Source organism: Pseudomonas sp. GD04158, assembly GCF_029834875.1.
GTDB lineage: Bacteria > Pseudomonadota > Gammaproteobacteria > Pseudomonadales > Pseudomonadaceae > Aquipseudomonas > Aquipseudomonas hydrolytica.
In genome coordinates this window covers 1-16,867 of the sequence record NZ_JAODYT010000083.1, presented here as the reverse complement: position 1 = coordinate 16,867, position 16,867 = coordinate 1, and the positions used below count along the sequence as shown (strand labels likewise).

Below are 16,867 nucleotides of genomic sequence, written 5' to 3'. Positions count from 1 at the left end.
ACGCACGCTTCGTTTCCAGCGACGCCTGGCCGCAGGCGATGCCGGCTGATACCTATGCCACCTTCTATGAGGGTTGCGCGCACAACGCCGGCGCCACCCTCAGGCGTTTCGCTATGCTCTGCGCCCAGGGCAGCGGCGACGCCCGAGGCCTGGCGCGCTTGCTGCAGGCCAATGTGTTGGCCAACGAGCCTTCGCTGCTGGCCGGATTGCAGGTACTGGCGACGCTGGATAACTGTACCGCGCTCGCGACCTTCGCCGGACCGCAGCTGCACCTGCTGGCCGAACAGGACGCCCTGGTGCCGGCCGCCGTCGCCGATGAGCTGCTGGCGCTGCTGTCAGCCGGCGAGGTGGACGTGCTGGAGGGCTGCGGCCACGCCTTCGTTGTGGAACAACCGCAGGCCCTGGCGGGGCTGCTGCTCGAGTTTATCCGCGAGGCCAGCGATGGCGACGCGTAGGAGGCCGACTTGCTGCCGCGAAGTGCCGCAATCCCTTGGTGCGCATGGCGCACCCTACGTGCAGGCGCCGCACCCTCGCTTTCCCGGTATGCCGAGCACTCGTAGGGTGCGCCGCGCGCACCAGCTGCAGACGTCCCATGGCATCTCCTGCAGGGGCGGTCCATGAGCGAGTACGCCCAGCCCGGCGGCCTGCCGGACAAGCGCCAGGTCGCCGCCTCCTTTTCCCGCGCGGCCGAAAGCTACGACGCCGTGGCCGAGTTGCAGCGCAGCGTCGGCGTGCAGCTGTTGGCGCGTCTGCCCGCATCGCTGCAGCCACAGCGCTGGCTGGATCTGGGCTGCGGCACCGGATTTTTCACCCGCGCCCTGGCCGAGCGCTACCCGTCAGGCGAGGGCGTGGCGGTGGATATCGCCGAGGGCATGCTGCGTCATGCTCGGCCGCTTGGCGGTGCGACGCATTTCATCGCCGGCGATGCCGAGGCGCTGCCACTGCAATGCGCCAGCGCCGATCTGCTGTTCTCCAGCCTGGCCCTGCAGTGGTGTGGAGATTTTCAGCGGGTGCTGAGCGAGGCCCGGCGCGTGCTGCGTCCCGGCGGTGTGATGGCCTTTTCCAGCCTGTGCGTCGGCACTCTGCAGGAGCTGCGCGACAGCTGGCAGGCGGTCGATGGCTTCGTCCACGTCAATCGCTTTCGCCGGTTCGAGGATTATCAGCAGCTCTGCGCAGGCGGCGAGATGCAGGTGCTGGCGCTGCAGCACCGGGCCGAAACCCTGCATTTTGCCGATTTGCGCAGCCTGACCAGTTCGCTCAAGGACCTCGGCGCGCACAACCTCAATCCCGGCCGCCCGGGCGGGCTGACCGGGCGCGCGCGGATTCGCGCGCTGATCGAGGCCTACGAGACGTTCCGCCAGCCAGCCGGGCTGCCCGCCACCTACCAGGTGGTCTACGGCGTGCTGGGCAAACCCCGCTAGAGCTGTTTCGGTGTCGCGCGCTCGAATACAGCACAGAGGAAAACGATATGACCCACGCTTACTTCGTTACCGGCACCGATACCGAAATTGGCAAGACCACCATCGCCGCCGGCCTGCTGCATGCCGCGCGTCTGCGAGGGCTGAGCACGGCGGCGGCCAAGCCGGTGGCCTCCGGCTGCGTCGCGAGCGCCGATGGCCTGCGCAATGACGATGCCCTCGCGCTGCTTGCGCAGTGCTCCCTGCCGCTGCGCTACGAGGAGGTCAACCCCTTCGCCTTCGCGCCGGCCATCGCGCCGCATCTGGCAGCGCGCGAGGCCGGGGTAAGGCTGGATGTCGCCAGCCTGCTCGGGCCGGCAAAGGCGATCCTGGCCAAGGGCGCGGACTTCGCTCTGGTGGAAGGTGCCGGTGGCTGGCGTGTGCCCCTGGCCGGCGCCGAGAACCTCTCCGACTTCGCCGTGGCGCTCGAGCTACCGGTGATTCTGGTGGTGGGTGTGCGCCTGGGCTGCATCAACCATGCGCTGCTCAGCGCGGAGGCCATCGCACGTGACGGCCTGAGCCTGGCGGGGTGGGTGGCCAACGTGGTCGACCCGCACACCTCGCGCTTGGAGGAAAACCTCGCCACCCTGGCCGAGCGCCTGCCTGCTCCTTGCCTGGGCCGTGTGCCGCACCTGGCGAGCGCTTCGGCCGCTGCAGTGGCGGAGCATCTCAGCCTTGAGCGGCTGGCAGACTGGTAATAAACAGCAAACAGACGATAGCCTTTTGTCTGTACATTTTTTAGCCGTCTTCTGCTTCAATACAGGGCGTCAGGTTCTATTTCCCGCAGGGAGCTGTCGATGGAAATCTCCGCCAATGCATTCAACTCGGGTCTGAGCGGCATTCAGGCCGGGCAGCGTCGTGTCGAGCAGGCTGCCGTCGAGATCGCCAGCAATTCCGTCAGCCAGCCAGCGCAGCAGCCAGCGAGCCAGCAGACCCCGGCACAGAATCAGGTCAACCAGGCGCCACGCGCTGCCGAGCAGACCCGTCCCGACCTCGCCGAGAGTCTGGTGGCGCTGCGCGTCGGTGAGAACGAGGTGCGCGCCAACGCACGGGTGGTGGAAACCGCCGACGAAGTGCTGGGCACCCTGATCGACACCCGTGCATAGGTAGTTCCGCCCCGGCCGCTGCAGCGGCCAGCAACGGGGCAGGAGGGAGCACATGCTGATCGGCAACAGCCTGCCGTCGTTCGCACCTGCGCCCTCCGCTGCGCCGGCCCGCCCGCTTTCGTCCGATGTCTCCCCCGATATGCTCCGTGCCGATCTCCCGCCGGTGGCCGCTGCTCAGGAGCAGCAGGCGGATTCGGCCGCCTCGGAACGCGAGGAGGCCGATCGTCCTTCCACCGAAGGGCGTGCCGGCGACAGCGAGCCCGGCCCGCAGGAGCAGCGTCTTGAGCAGCTGGAAATCGCCGAGCTGGCGCAACGCGACCGCGAGGTCCGCGCTCACGAGCAGGCGCACGCGGCAGTGGGCGGTCAGTACGCCGGGGCTCCCACCTACAGTTTCAAGCGCGGGCCCGATGGCCAGCGTTACGCCGTGTCCGGCGAAGTCAGCATCGATACCGCGCCCGTTCCCAACGACCCTGAAGCCACCTTGCGCAAGATGGAGATCGTCCTGCGCGCGGCGCTGGCCCCGGTTGAACCCTCTGCGCAGGACCTGCGCGTGGCTGCGCTGGCTCAGGCGCAGGCTGCCCAGGCACGCGTCGAGCTGGCCGAGCTGCGTCGTGAGGAAGCCGCGGCGGCGGAGCAGGCGCGCGACGAGCGCGCACGGTCCCGGCGCGACGAGCAGGAACAGACGAGCCAGCAGCGGCAAGCCCCGCCGTCTGCGCCTAGTCTTGATCTGTATCGGCGCCTGGGTGAACTGCCGGCGCCTGAGCCGCGTGTCGATCTGGTCGCGTAGCCGGCCGATTGGCAGCGCTTGACAAGGGGATGGCGTAAACGTATGTTTCAAACGCCTGTTTGATTGCTTCGGCCGCAGCCTCGTGGCCAGGCAGCCGGGAGTGATCCCGAGAGCGACCGCCAAAGCCGGTCACCCCAACTACTAGGAATCCACCGCAGAGGTTTACCGTTATGCCTGACTACAAGGCCCCCTTGCGTGACATTCGTTTCGTTCGTGACGAGCTGCTGGGCTATGAAGCTCACTACCAGAGCCTGCCAGGTTGCCAGGACGCCACTCCGGACATGGTCGACGCCATCCTCGAAGAAGGCGCCAAGTTCTGCGAGCAGGTTCTGTCGCCGCTGAACCGTGTGGGTGATACCGAAGGCTGCACCTGGAGCGAATCCGGCGTGAAGACCCCGACCGGCTTCAAAGAGGCCTATCAGCAGTTCGTCGAAGGCGGCTGGCCGAGCCTGGCGCATGACGTCGAGCACGGCGGCCAGGGCCTGCCGGAATCCCTCGGCCTGGCCATCAGCGAGATGGTCGGTTCGGCCAACTGGTCCTGGGGCATGTACCCGGGCCTGAGCCATGGTGCGATGAACACCCTGAGCGCTCACGGCACCGACGAGCAGAAGCACACCTACCTGACCAAGCTGGTTTCCGGCGAGTGGACCGGCACCATGTGCCTGACCGAGCCGCATTGCGGCACCGACCTGGGCATGCTGCGCACCAAGGCCGAACCGCAGGCCGACGGCAGCTACAAGGTCACCGGTACCAAGATCTTCATTTCCGCTGGTGAGCACGACATGGCCGACAACATCGTCCATATCGTTCTGGCCCGCCTGCCCGATGCCCCGGCCGGTACCAAGGGTATCTCGCTGTTCATCGTGCCGAAGTTCCTGCCCAATGCCGAAGGCGGCGTAGGCGAGCGCAACGCCGTTTCCTGTGGCTCCATCGAGCACAAGATGGGCATCCACGGCAACGCCACCTGCGTGATGAACTTCGACGGTGCCACCGGCTACCTGATCGGCCCGGCCAACAAGGGCCTGAACTGCATGTTCACCTTCATGAACACCGCTCGTCTGGGTACCGCGCTGCAAGGCCTGGCCCACGCCGAAGTCGGTTTCCAGGGTGGCATCAAGTACGCCCGCGAGCGTCTGCAGATGCGTTCGCTGACCGGCCCGAAAGCCCCGGAAAAAGCCGCCGACCCGATCATCGTGCATCCGGACGTGCGCCGCATGCTGCTGACCATGAAGGCGTTCGCCGAAGGCAACCGCGCCATGGTCTACTTCACCGCCAAGCAGGTGGACATCGTCAAGTACAGCCAGAACGAAGAAGAGAAGAAGGCCGCCGACGAGCTGCTGGCCTTCCTGACTCCGATCGCCAAGGCGTTCATGACCGAAGTGGGCTTCGAAGCCGCTTCCCACGGCATGCAGATCTACGGTGGCCACGGCTTCATCAGCGAGTGGGGCATGGAGCAGAACCTGCGCGACTGCCGCATCTCCATGATGTACGAAGGCACCACCGGCGTTCAGGCGCTGGACCTGCTGGGCCGCAAGGTGCTGATGACTCAGGGCGGCGCCCTGAAGAACTTCACCAAGATCGTGCACAAGTTCTGCCAGGCCAACGAAGCCAATGACTCCGTCAAGGAGTTCATCGAGCCGCTGGCCAAGCTGAACAAGGAGTGGGGCGACATCACCATGAAGATCGGCATGGCTGCGATGAAGGATCGCGAAGAAGTCGGTGCCGCCTCCGTGGACTACCTGATGTACTCCGGTTACGCCTGCCTGGCCTACTTCTGGGCCGACATGGCGCGCCTGGCCGCCGAGAAGCTGGCTGCCGGCACCGGCGACGAGGCCTTCTACAAGGCCAAGCTGCAGACCGCGCGCTTCTACTTCGCACGTATCCTGCCGCGCACCCGCGCGCACGTCGAAGCCATGCTGTCCGGCGCCAACAACCTGATGGAAATGGACGAAGAGCATTTCGCGCTCGGCTTCTAAGTCCTGATCGGTTGAACCGCAACGCCGCCCCTCGGGGCGGCGTTGTCGTTTTTGCGCCGTGCATTGAAGCGAATGTCGCATCCTGTCGCTGTTTTCAAGGGGCGAAGCAAGCAGAATGCCTTCATCTATCGTCCGGGATGCCAGCGTGATTCGTCCGGCCAATCTGCGCCTCAGTCACTTCTTCTCCTCGCTGCCCTTGCTGGTCGGTGGGCTGGTGGCTGCACGCTTGCCGGCGCTCGGCGAATTCTTCCTCTCCCTGTTCAACGTGTTGCCGACGCTTCTTCTGCTGCTGGGGGGCGCCTTCTGTCTGGTCTATGGCCGCCAGCGCGAAGTGTTCCTGCTGCTGGCGCTGTATGTCGGCTATTTCCTGCTGGATATCCAGATCGATCACTTCCGTGACGGCGGTCAGGTGCGCGACGATGCCGCGCTGGTCTTTCACCTGGTCTGCCTGCTGCTGCCGCTGCTCTACGCCTTGTACGGCTGCTGGGAGGAACGTTCGCACCTGGCGCAGGACATGCTGGCTCGCGCGCTGGTGCTGCTGGCGATCGGTGCGGTGGCCTTCGGCCTGGCGCGGCGTTATCCGCAGGGCATCGCCGAGTGGCTGGCGCAGATTCACTGGCCGGCGCTGCATGGCGCCTGGATGAACCTGGCGCAGCTGGCCTATCTGATGTTCCTGCTGGCCTTCGTCGCCTTGCTGGCGCAATACCTGCGTCGTCCCCGCCCGCTGCACGCGGCGCAACTGCTTGGCCTGTGCGGCCTGCTATGGATGCTGCCGCAGGTATTTATCCTGGCCAATGCGTTGCAGGTGATGATCAGCATGGTGATGCTCATGCTGGTGGCTTCGGTGGCTCATGAGGCCTACCAGATGGCGTTCCGCGACGAGCTCACCGGGCTGCCGGGTCGGCGCGCACTCAACGAGCGCCTGCAGCGTCTGGGGCGTGACTATGTGATCGCCATGGTCGACGTCGATCATTTCAAGAAATTCAACGACACCCACGGTCACGATGTCGGCGATCAGGTGCTGCGCCTGGTCGCCAGCCAGCTGCGCAAGGTCGGCGGTGGCGGCAAGGCCTATCGCTATGGCGGCGAGGAGTTCACCCTGCTGTTCCCCGGCAGGAGCCTGGAGCAGTGCCTGCCGCATATGGAGACCGTGCGCCTGGCCATCGAGCAGTACCGCATGCAGTTGCGCGACAAGCAGAACCGGCCGCGCGACGATCGTGAGGGCAAGCCGCGCCGCGCCGGCAAGGGGGCCAGCGAGGTGTCGGTGACCGTCAGCATTGGCGTGGCCGAGCGCAAGGCCGAACAGCGCAACCCTCAGGAAGTGATCAAGGAAGCGGACAAGGCGCTGTACAGCGCCAAGGCTGCCGGGCGCAACTGCATCCGCAGCGCCGGCCAGCGTCGGGGCGCCGTCAAGCTGGCCTCCGGGGGCGAATAGCCAAGCCGGCGACGAGCGGTTGATGAGGTTTTCCCTCGCTCTTCATCAATCAAATAGTTAGTGACCTGTTGTGAATATATGGTCACAACACGACCCTATGTGTCTGTAAAGTTGTTCCAGTAAACTCGGCCCTCTCACGTAAGTCCGTTTTTCCGAGGATGTGTCATGGCCGATTACCAAGCCCCCCTGCGCGACATGCGCTTCGTGCTCAATGAAGTCTTCGAAGTTTCCAAGCTCTGGGCCGAGCTGCCGGCCCTGGCCGAGGTGGTCGATGCCGAGACTGCCAGCGCCATCCTCGAAGAAGCCGGCAAGGTCACCGCCGGCAGCATCGCCCCGCTCAACCGCAGCGGCGACGAGGAAGGCTGCTCCTGGGACAACGGCGCGGTGAAGACCCCGGCCGGTTTCCCCGAGGCCTACCAGACCTACGCCGAAGGCGGCTGGGTCGGTGTCGGCGGTTCGCCGGAGTTCGGCGGCATGGGCATGCCCAAGGTGATCGGCGCCCAGGTCGAGGAAATGGTCAACTCGGCCAACCTGTCCTTCGGCCTGTACCCGATGCTGACCGCCGGCGCCTGCCTGTCGATCCTCAACCACGCCAGCGAAGAGCTGAAGGCGCAGTACCTGCCGAACATGTACGCCGGCGTCTGGGCCGGTTCCATGTGCCTGACCGAGCCGCATGCCGGTACCGACTTAGGGATTATCCGCACCAAGGCCGAACCTCAGGCCGATGGCAGCTACAAGATTTCCGGCACCAAGATCTTCATCACCGGCGGCGAACACGACCTGACCGAGAACATCATCCACCTGGTGCTGGCCAAGCTGCCGGACGCACCGGCCGGGCCGAAGGGCATCTCGTTGTTCCTGGTGCCCAAGTTCATGGTGGGTGCCGACGGCTCGCTGGGCGAGAAGAACGCCCTGGGCTGCGGCTCCATCGAGCACAAGATGGGCATCAAGGCCTCGGCCACCTGCGTGATGAACTTCGACGGCGCCACCGGCTACCTGGTCGGCGAAGTGAACAAGGGCCTCAATGCCATGTTCACCATGATGAACTACGAGCGCCTGGGCGTCGGCATCCAGGGCCTGGCCCTGGGCGAGCGCAGCTACCAGAGCGCCATCGAGTACGCCCGCGAGCGCATCCAGAGCCGCGCGCCGACCGGCCCGGTCGCCAAGGACAAGGCCGCCGACCCGATCATCGTGCACCCGGACGTGCGCCGCATGCTGCTGACCATGAAGGCGCTGAACGAGGGCGGTCGCGCCTTCTCCAGCTATGTCGCCATGCAGCTCGATACCGCCAAGTACAGCGAGGACAAGGACACCGCCAAGCGTGCCGACGAACTGGTGGCGCTGCTGACCCCGGTAGCCAAGGCCTTCCTCACCGACATGGCGCTGGAAACCACCGTGCACGGCCAGCAGATCTTCGGCGGCCACGGCTTCATCCGCGAGTGGGGCCAGGAGCAGCTGGTGCGCGACTGCCGCATCACCCAGATCTACGAAGGCACCAACGGCATCCAGTCGCTGGACCTGATGGGGCGCAAGATCGTCGGCAGCGGCGGCAGCTACTACAAGCACCTGGCCGACGAGATCAAAGCCTTCGTCGCTTCGGCCGATGCCAGCCTCGCCGAGTTCACCAAGCCGCTGGCGGCTGCAGTGCAGAACCTGGATGAGCTGACCGCCTGGGTACTGGACCGTGCCAAGAGCAACCCTAACGAGATCGGTGCGGCCTCGGTGGAATACCTGCACGTCTTCGGCTACACCGCCTATGCCTATATGTGGGCGCTGATGGCCAGGGCCGCGCTGGGCAAGGAAGGGCAGGACGAGTTCTACGCCAGCAAGCTGGGCACCGCACGCTTCTACTTCGCCCGTCTGCTGCCGCGCATTCACTCGCTGAGTGCGTCGGTCAAGGCCGGTAGCGAGTCGCTGTATCTGCTCGACGCCGCGCAGTTCTAAGCGCCTCCGGCACCATCCGAAAGCCCCGGCCCCAGTGCCGGGGCTTTTGCGTTCAGGGCCTCTGGTGCGAGGTGCAACGAATGCCATATCGCGTCGCTTCGTAGCCCGGATGCAATCCGGGGCAGATCGTCACTTCCCGGATTGCATCCGGGCTACGGTAAAGCGCCGCCGGTGCGCGCGGCGCACCCTACGTGGTGGGTTTTGCCGGTCACGCCGCTGTCATTGCTGCTCGCTAGCCTGTGGCGACCCAGTGGGGTAATCCAGTCAGCGAGGAGCCGTCATGACCGATCCGATGCACAGTTCGTTACAGGCCTACGAGCAGTTGCTGCAGGCCGAATTCCAGGACAGCCTCGACGAGGAACTGGAAATGGAGCTGGACGATGCGCGCATGGATGGCCTGATCGCCCGCGCCGAGGGCGGCGTTCCGCTACAACCGGGCGATCTGTCGCGGCGCACCTACTTCTCCGAGTTGCTGCGTCTGCAGGGCGAGCTGGTCAAGCTGCAGGACTGGGTGGTGCACAACCACCTCAAGGTGGTGGTGCTGTTCGAGGGCCGCGACGCCGCCGGCAAGGGCGGGGTGATCAAGCGCGTCACCCAGCGTCTCAACCCGCGTATCTGCCGGGTCGCGGCGTTGCCGGCACCCAACGACCGCGAACGCACCCAGTGGTACTTCCAGCGCTACGTGCCGCATCTGCCGGCCGCCGGGGAAATGGTCCTGTTCGACCGTAGCTGGTACAACCGCGCGGGCGTCGAGAAGGTCATGGGCTTTTGCAGCGATGCCGAGTACGAGGAGTTCTTCCGCTCGGTGCCGGAGTTCGAACGCATGCTGGTGCGCTCCGGCATCCTGCTGATCAAGTACTGGTTCTCCATCACCGACAACGAGCAGAACCGCCGCTTCCTGGCGCGCATTCACGATCCGCTCAAGCAGTGGAAACTGAGCCCGATGGACCTGGAGTCGCGGCGACGCTGGGAGGCCTACACCCAGGCCAAGGAAGTGATGCTCGAGCGCACCCATATCCCCGAGGCGCCCTGGTGGGTGGTGGAGGCCGACGACAAGAAGCGCGCGCGGCTCAACTGCATCGCCCACCTGCTCAGCCAGATCCCCTATCAGACGGTGCCGCGGGCGCAGGTGCAACTGCCGGCGCGGGTCTACAACCCGGACTATCTGCGCATGCCGGTACCCGACAGCATGCTGGTGCCGGCGCGCTACTAGTCACCGCTTGCTGCCCAGGCGGCCCTGCGCGCGCTCAGGGTGCCTTGCTCAGGGCCTCCAGGCTGCTGCGGTAGCTGTCGCGGGCCAGCGGCATATAGCCGGTGAAGTGAATCCAGCCGGGCAGGCCGTCCAGGTAGTGGCGCAGGAAGCTGTCCAGCAGCGGCTTGTCCGCCAGGCTGCGCTGGCTGACGTAGAGAAACAGCGGCCGGGTCAGCGGCTGGTAGCGGTTCTGCGCGACAGTCTCCAGGGTAGGGAAGACCGCGCCGTTGCCGGCGTCGACGGCCACCAGCTTCAGCTCGTCCCAGTGCCGGTGGTAGGCGCCGATACCGAAGAAGCCCAGGGCATTGGGCTCCGCGGCGATGGACTTGGCGAGAAACTCCTCGTCCTCGCTGGCCTGGTAATCCTGCCGGCTGCTGTGCGTAGTGCCGACGATGGCCTGGGTGAACACGTCGTAGGTGCCGGAGTCCTGGCCGCGGCCGAACAGCACGATGGGCTCATCCGGCCAGTCCGGGCGCAGGTCGCGCCAGCTGTTGAGCTTTTTCTCGGCAGCCGGCGACCAGAGTTTCTTCAGCTCCTCGACGCTGATGGCATCGACCCAGGTATTGGCCGGATTGACCACCACGGCGATGGCGTCCATGGCCAGCGGCACGACGCGAAAGTCGATGCCGTTGGCCTGACACTGGGCCAGTTCTTCGGCATTGATTTCCCGCGAGGCGTTGCTGATGTCGGTCTCGCCGGCGCAGAAGCGGCGAAAGCCGGCCGCGGTGCCGGAGAAGTCCACGGCTATACGGCTGCCCCCGGCCGTGCGCTCAAAACGTCGCGCCGCCTCGCGGGTCAACGGAAACACCGTGCTGGAGCCGTCGATACGCAGGTCGGCCGCGGCCGAAGTCAACGGTGGCGCCTCGTCGCAGGCGCTGAGCAGGCTGACGGCGAGGCCGCCGAGCAGGGTCTTGGCGAGAGAGAGTCGGGTCGTCATGGGATCACGCCTTGGGCTTGCGCCATTCCTGTTTCAGCGAATTCCAGAACAGCTGCAGGCTGCTGAGCTTGGTGTCGACGGCATCGATATAGTCGTCGAGGTGCTCGATCTGCTGGTGCTGGGCCTGCTCCTGCGCCTCCATCCCGGCCAGTTGCGTCTCCAGCTCGTTGAGGGTTTCGCGCAGCTCGTGGATGCGCTGCTGGGTTTCCTGGCGACTCTGTTCGCGTCTCATGGCAACTCCTTGGCAGGGCTCAGATCTGGCTGGCGCCGATCAGCAGCAGGGGCAGGGCGAAGAACAGGCCGGCGATATAGGCGACCACGTAGAGCTTGCTGCGCTGCGCCAGCGTGGCCAGGCCCTCGGCGATCATCGGCGGTACGCCACGCAGCAAGGGCAGGGCGTAGATGATGAGGATGCCCAGCAGGTTGAACAGCAGGTGCACCAGGGCGATCTGCATGGCCACCTCCGCGGTCGGCCCGGTGATCGCGGTGGCAGCCAGCAGCGCGGTGACGCAGGTGCCGATATTGGTGCCAAGGGTGAAGGGGTAGACCTGCTTGAGGCTGAACACGCCGCTGCCGGCCAGCGGCACGATCAGCGCCGTGGTGGTCGAGGACGACTGCACCAGCACGGTGATCACGCTGCCCGAGGCGATGCCGGACAGCGGGCCGCGGCCGACGCTGGCGTGCATGATGTCCTTGGCGCGGCCGACCATCACCTTGCGCAGGACCTTGCCGATGACCGTGACCACGAACAGGATCATCGCCACGCCGATCAGGATCAGCGCGACGCCGCTCCATACGGCGCCGGGCAGCCAGCTGACGCTGCCCGCGAGCAGGTCGGAGGCCGGCGACAGCAGGGTCTTCATGAAGTTGACGCTCTTCATGTCGACGCTGGCATCGCTGACCAGCAGGCCGGCGAGCGATTCCGACAGGCGCTGCAAGGGCTGGAACAGCAGCTCCAGCGGCAGCAGGATGGCCACCGCGGTGATGTTGAAGGCGTCATGCACCGTGGCTGCCGAGAAGGCACGGCGGAACTCCTCGCCGCTGCGAATATGGCCGAGGCTGACGATGGTGCTGGTCAGCGAGGTGCCGATATTGGCGCCCATGATCAGCGGAATGGCGATGGGAATCGGCAGGCCGCCGGCGACCATGCCGACGATGATCGAGGTCACGGTGCTGGAACTCTGGATCAGCGCGGTGGCCACCAGGCCGATCATCAGGCCGACCAGCGGGTTGGTGGCGAAGGCGAACAGTTCGCGGGCGTTGTTGCCGGTGGCGGCCTTGAAGCCGTCGCCGATGGCGCCAACGCCGGCCAGCAGCAGGTAGATCAGCGCCACCACCAGCAACCAGGACAGCCATTGGCGCGTGGCCGGCAGCGAGGGTTCGACGGTCAAGGCATCGGCATTGGCGGTCATCGGCCATTCTCCCTTGGGGCAGCGATGGCTCGATGTTGGCGGCGCGGGGTTAAGCTTTCGTGACCGCGGCAGGGTGTCTTCAGCCCTGCCGATACAGCCAGGCCACATAGAACAGAGCGGCGAGAAAAGCCTTCCTGGGCTTCTTGGGTATCCATCACCGCGTCCGGGCAGGTCGATGGCGCTGCCGCAGGAGTAAGCCTGTTGGTGCGAGCCCTGTTCTTGAGCTCGATCAGTGGTGTTATAGTATAACGTTACTATAATCGAGCCGCAGCGCTCGAACCTGCCGACCTGCGTGCCTGCCGGCGCGCCATTTCATTCGTAATGTGAGGTTTTTCATGAGGTTGTATCGCCATCCCCTGGCCTGGGCCGTGACTGTTGCCCTGTTGCCGGTTCCTCCCGCTTTTGCCGAAAACCAGCCCATCGAGCTGGAGTCCAGCGTAGTCAGCGCCAGCCCGTTGGCGGGTTCGACCGCTCGCATGGTCACGCCGGCGGCGGTGCTGGAAGGCGATGAGCTGATCGACCGACGTCAGGCTACCCTCGGCGGTACCCTGGACATGTTGCCCGGCGTGCGCGGCAGTTCCTTCGGTGCCGGCGCCAGTCGTCCGGTCATTCGTGGGCAGGATGGCGCGCGGGTGAAAGTGCTGTCCGATGGTGTCGATGTGCTCGATGCCTCGACCATCAGCCCGGATCACGCGGTCACCGTCGAGCCGATGCTGACCGAGCGTATCGAGGTACTCAAGGGGCCGGCGACGCTCCTGTATGGCGGCGGCGCCATCGGCGGCGTGGTCAACGTGATCGACAAGAAGGTGCCGACCCACGCCCCGGTCAACGGCTACGAGGGTGAGCTGGAATGGCGTGGTAACACGGTGGCCAACGAGAGCACCGGACTGTTCGGGATCACCGTCGGCAGCGGCAACTTCGCCGCGCGCATTGAGGGTCTCAAGCGCAATGCTGACGAGTACGAGATTCCCGGCGCCGAGGGCGATCCGCGTTCGGACAAGCAGTTGGGTTCCTACAACGACACTGAGACTGGCACCGTCGGCGCCAGTTGGGTTGGTGAGCGCGGCTACCTCGGCCTGGCCCATACCCGGCAGAAGAATCGCTATGGCTTGCTCGCGCATGCCCACGCCGATTGCCACACTCACGGTCCGGCCGACTGGCATTGCGTAGACGAGCATGATCATGGTCACGGGCATGACGACCACGACGATGACCACGACCACGGTGAGCATGAAGAAGAGCATGAGCATGCCGAGGGCGTGCCCTATATCGATATGGATCAGAAACGCTGGGACCTGCGTGGCGAGCTGAGTGATCCTTTCGATGGATTCGAGAGCGCCCGTCTGCGAGTCGGTCACAGCGACTACCAGCACCGCGAGATGGAAGGCGGCGTCGCCTCCACCACCTTCAAGAACAAGGCCACCGACGCCCGTATCGAACTGACCCACGAGCCGCTGCTGGGCTGGCGTGGCGTACTCGGCGTGCAAACCCTGCGCCGAGATTTCGAAGCCCTCGGTGAAGAGGCCTATGTACCGCCGACCCTGACCCGCAATCACGCGCTGTTTTTGCTCGAGGAATACAATCTGGGCGACTGGCGTTACGAGCTGGGGCTGCGTCACGAGTGGCAGGACATCGATGTCGACGGCGCGCAACCCGACACCGATCACCGTGGCACTTCGGTCTCCGCCGGGGCGGTCTGGACCTTTGCCCCGCAGTATTCCCTGGGCTTCTCGCTGTCGCGCTCCAAGCGTCTGCCAACCGCCGAAGAACTGTATGCCAACGGTCCGCACGCGGCGACCCGCACCATCGAGCTGGGCAACCCCGAGCTGGACGAGGAAACCTCGCACAACGCCGAACTGACACTGCGCAAGTTCGCCGGACGCACCACCTTCAGCCTGAGCCTGTACCGCAACCAGGTGGACGACTTCATCTACGCCGCCGAAACCGGGCATGAGCCTGGCGCCGGCTACCGCGAGATCGAGTACCGCCAGCACGATGCTGTGCTGACCGGTGCCGAGGGTGAAGTGCGTTTCCAGGCTACCGCTGCTCTGGCCATGACCCTATTCGGCGATCATGTGCGCGGTAAGCTGCGCGATGGCGGCGGCGATTTGCCGCGCATCCCGGCTGACCGTCTGGGCGTGCGGTTGGAGCAGGCCTTCACTCCGGCGCTTGGCGGTCAAGTGGAGTTCTACCGGGTACAGCGTCAGGATGACAGTGCCGACTACGAGAGTAATACCTCCGGCTACAACATGCTCGGTGCCGGTCTCAGCTATCGCGGCAACCTCGGGCACACCGGCTACACGGTCTACGTGCGCGGCGACAATCTGCTCGACAGCAAGGCACGTGAGCATACCTCCTTCATCAAGGACGAGGTGCTGCTGCCCGGACGCAACCTGACCCTGGGTATGCGCTTGAGTTTCTGACGCCTCAGCGTCGATACATTCTGCCCACATAGAGCCGGGCCGGCTGCGCACTGCGAAGCGTCAGCCGGCCCGTTTCTTTTTCCAGCAGCAGGCCGCGATCCGGGTCTAGGCGCAGGTGCTGGCCGTCGGGCAGCTGGCAGCCCAAGTTCGAACCGGCCTGGCACCAGAGCAGCAGCACTTCGGCAGCGTTCTCCAGCGTCCGCTCGCCATCCAGAGGCAGCAGCTGCAGCTCGTGGCGCCAGGCGTCGCGGCGGGTCATCAGGTTGAAGTCGCGCACCGGACCGGCGTCGAGCGCCGCGCAGATCGACTCTTCGCCGGTAAACGCCAGGGGCGCTTCGCCTGGGCGCAGGCGTTGCGAGCCGGCACCTGCCCGTTGCAGGGTCAGGCTCTCGCCGGCCAGCAGCGCCAGGCTGTGGTCGACCCCGGGAAAGCGCGAGAACGGTCCGCTGCTGGCGACCCGGGCGCAACTGATGCGCCAGGCGAAATCCTCCAGCCCGGCGCCCGCCGGCGCGATGGCCAGTTCCAGGGTTTCGCCGCCGCCGTTCTTCCAGGGCATGACGCGGGCAGTGGCGAGGTCGAGCAGGGTGCAGGGCATGGCTTCTCCAAATGTATATACATGGCCGATGGGCGACGAATGGCAACCATTGTCAGCGCGGTCGCTCGGCCACCGTTGAGCGACAGTGATGGCTCTATGTCGGGCGATCCGCTCGATAATTCGATGGTGTCTGCAGTCATATGACCGTCCGGTCAAAAACATTTTCATGGCTTGACGGTCCGTCGAGTCACTCATATTGTATATACAAAACAAGCAGGGAGAATCCCATGCCGACGCAATCAACTTCGAAACAGCTGTGGCGTGATGTGCAGGTCTTCGATGGCCTGGTGCAGCTGAGCGAGGCGATGACCGTGCTGGTCGAGGACGGGCGCATCGCCGGTCTGTGGCCGGCGCGCGAGTTCAACGAGGCGCACGCCCAGGGCGCCGCCTGCGCTGGTCGCAGCGGAGTGCTGACTCCCGGCCTGGTCGACTGCCACACCCACCTGGTCTACGCCGGCAACCGCGCCGGCGAGTTCGAGCAGCGCCTGGAGGGCGTCAGCTACGAAGAGATCGCCCGCGCCGGCGGCGGCATTCTCAGCAGCGTGCGCGCCACTCGCGCGGCCAGCGAGGACGAGCTGATCGCCGCCAGCCTGCCGCGCCTCGATGCGCTGCTGGCCGATGGCGTGACCACGGTGGAGATCAAGTCCGGTTACGGCCTGACCGTCGCCGACGAGCTGAAGATGTTGCGCGTGGCCCGCCGCCTCGGCCAGCTGCGACCGGTGCGGGTGATCACCACGCTGCTCGGCGCCCACGCCCTGCCGCCGGAATACGCCGGCCGCGCCGACGACTACGTGAGCCTGGTCTGCGACGAGATGATTCCGGCCGCTGCCGCCGAAGGCCTGGCCGATGCGGTGGACGTGTTCTGCGAAGGCATCGGTTTCTCCCCGGCGCAGTGCGAGCGCATCTACCTGGCGGCCAAGGCCCATGGTCTGGCGATCAAGGCACATGCCGAGCAGCTGTCCAATCTGGGCGGCAGTGCCCTGGCCGCGCGTTACGGTGCGCTGTCGGCCGACCATATCGAATACCTCGACGAGGCCGGCGTGCGCGCCATGGCCGAGGCCGGCACCGTCGCCGTGCTGTTGCCCGGCGCCTTCCATGTGCTGCGCGAAACCCAGCTGCCGCCCATCGAGCTGCTGCGCCAGTACGGCGTGCCGATGGCCGTGGCCAGCGACGCCAACCCCGGCACCTCGCCGATCTGCATGCCCACGCTGATGGCCAACCTGGCCTGCACCCTGTTCCGGCTGACCCCGCGCGAAGCGCTGAGCGGCATGACTGCCCAGGCCGCCCGCGCCCTCGGGCGCCTCGACCTGGGGCGGATCGAGGTCGGCGCGCCTGCCGACCTGTGCCTGTGGGACATCCAGCAACCGGCCGAACTGGCCTATGCGGTGCAGGCCGGGCGCCTGCGCCAGCGCGTTTTCAAGGGAGAAGTGGTTTATGCACGCTGACCGTCATTGCATGAGCGCCTGGACCGGCCGCACCGATCCCGAAGCCGACAGCGCGCGCTGGCACCAGCGCATCCGCGTGCTCGGCGAAGCCAGCGAGC

At 65.8% G+C, this 16,867-nt stretch carries 15 protein-coding genes and 1 pseudogene; 12 read left to right on the top strand and 4 right to left on the bottom strand.

All coding sequences use genetic code 11. The features are described 5' to 3' along the window. The 9 genes from N7333_RS21115 to ppk2 form a co-directional block, all read left to right on the top strand. A partial coding sequence (locus tag N7333_RS21115; RefSeq protein WP_347815295.1) for an alpha/beta fold hydrolase occupies positions 1-455 on the top strand: 455 nt, incomplete at its 5' end. A 162-nt stretch (positions 456-617) separates the two neighbouring features. After that, complete coding sequence (gene bioC, locus N7333_RS21110; protein WP_129482543.1) at positions 618-1,421, top strand: malonyl-ACP O-methyltransferase BioC; 804 nt, start codon at positions 618-620, stop codon at positions 1,419-1,421. A 47-nt stretch (positions 1,422-1,468) separates the two neighbouring features. Then, positions 1,469-2,155: a dethiobiotin synthase gene (bioD, locus tag N7333_RS21105; protein WP_129482544.1), complete on the top strand. Its 687-nt coding sequence runs from the start codon at positions 1,469-1,471 to the stop codon at positions 2,153-2,155. A 99-nt stretch (positions 2,156-2,254) separates the two neighbouring features. Beyond that, a complete protein-coding gene (locus N7333_RS21100) occupies positions 2,255-2,563 on the top strand; it encodes a hypothetical protein (protein ID WP_090429284.1) in 309 nt (102 codons plus the stop codon). Positions 2,564-2,615: 52 nt separating this feature from the next. Beyond that, positions 2,616-3,350 (top strand): putative metalloprotease CJM1_0395 family protein, encoded by a 735-nt coding sequence (locus tag N7333_RS21095; protein ID WP_129482545.1) that lies wholly within the window; start codon positions 2,616-2,618, stop codon positions 3,348-3,350. A gap of 170 nt (positions 3,351-3,520) precedes the next feature. Continuing rightward, complete coding sequence (locus tag N7333_RS21090) at positions 3,521-5,326, top strand: phenylacyl-CoA dehydrogenase (RefSeq protein ID WP_004373634.1); 1,806 nt, start codon at positions 3,521-3,523, stop codon at positions 5,324-5,326. A 145-nt stretch (positions 5,327-5,471) separates the two neighbouring features. Further along, positions 5,472-6,761: a GGDEF domain-containing protein gene (locus tag N7333_RS21085; protein WP_129482604.1), complete on the top strand. Its 1,290-nt coding sequence runs from the start codon at positions 5,472-5,474 to the stop codon at positions 6,759-6,761. Positions 6,762-6,926: 165 nt separating this feature from the next. Continuing rightward, positions 6,927-8,705: an acyl-CoA dehydrogenase C-terminal domain-containing protein gene (locus N7333_RS21080; protein WP_004373631.1), complete on the top strand. Its 1,779-nt coding sequence runs from the start codon at positions 6,927-6,929 to the stop codon at positions 8,703-8,705. A gap of 280 nt (positions 8,706-8,985) precedes the next feature. Continuing rightward, positions 8,986-9,918, top strand: a complete 933-nt coding sequence (gene ppk2 / locus N7333_RS21075; protein WP_004373628.1) for a polyphosphate kinase 2 — start codon at positions 8,986-8,988, stop codon at positions 9,916-9,918. Between the two features lie 34 nt (positions 9,919-9,952). On the opposite strand, the gene N7333_RS21070 is transcribed toward ppk2, so the two are convergent. From N7333_RS21070 to N7333_RS21060, 3 genes are read right to left on the bottom strand one after another with little or no spacing between them, the layout of a single operon-like run. After that, entirely contained in the window at positions 9,953-10,894 is a 942-nt protein-coding gene (locus N7333_RS21070; RefSeq protein ID WP_129482546.1) for a PstS family phosphate ABC transporter substrate-binding protein, read from the bottom strand. Positions 10,895-10,898: 4 nt separating this feature from the next. Continuing rightward, the gene (locus tag N7333_RS21065; RefSeq protein ID WP_004373623.1) at positions 10,899-11,126 is read right to left on the bottom strand and encodes a hypothetical protein; all 228 of its coding nucleotides are present in this window, start codon (positions 11,124-11,126) and stop codon (positions 10,899-10,901) included. Positions 11,127-11,145: 19 nt separating this feature from the next. Next, positions 11,146-12,306, bottom strand: coding sequence for a Na/Pi symporter (locus tag N7333_RS21060; protein WP_129482547.1), 1,161 nt, complete (start codon positions 12,304-12,306; stop codon positions 11,146-11,148). A 335-nt stretch (positions 12,307-12,641) separates the two neighbouring features. On the opposite strand from N7333_RS21060, the gene N7333_RS21055 reads away from it, so the two are divergent. Continuing rightward, the gene (locus tag N7333_RS21055) at positions 12,642-14,729 is read left to right on the top strand and encodes a TonB-dependent receptor (RefSeq protein ID WP_129482548.1); all 2,088 of its coding nucleotides are present in this window, start codon (positions 12,642-12,644) and stop codon (positions 14,727-14,729) included. Between the two features lie 4 nt (positions 14,730-14,733). Here N7333_RS21055 and N7333_RS21050 read toward each other — a convergent pair whose 3' ends face one another. After that, positions 14,734-15,324, bottom strand: a complete 591-nt coding sequence (locus N7333_RS21050; protein WP_279859349.1) for a HutD family protein — start codon at positions 15,322-15,324, stop codon at positions 14,734-14,736. A gap of 227 nt (positions 15,325-15,551) precedes the next feature. Here N7333_RS21050 and hutI point away from each other — a divergent pair, with 227 nt between their 5' ends. Then, complete coding sequence (hutI, locus tag N7333_RS21045) at positions 15,552-16,769, top strand: imidazolonepropionase (RefSeq protein ID WP_129482550.1); 1,218 nt, start codon at positions 15,552-15,554, stop codon at positions 16,767-16,769. Further along, positions 16,759-16,867, top strand: a pseudogene (locus N7333_RS21040) (formimidoylglutamase); the annotation flags it as partial. The gene hutI and the pseudogene N7333_RS21040, both read left to right, overlap by 11 nt.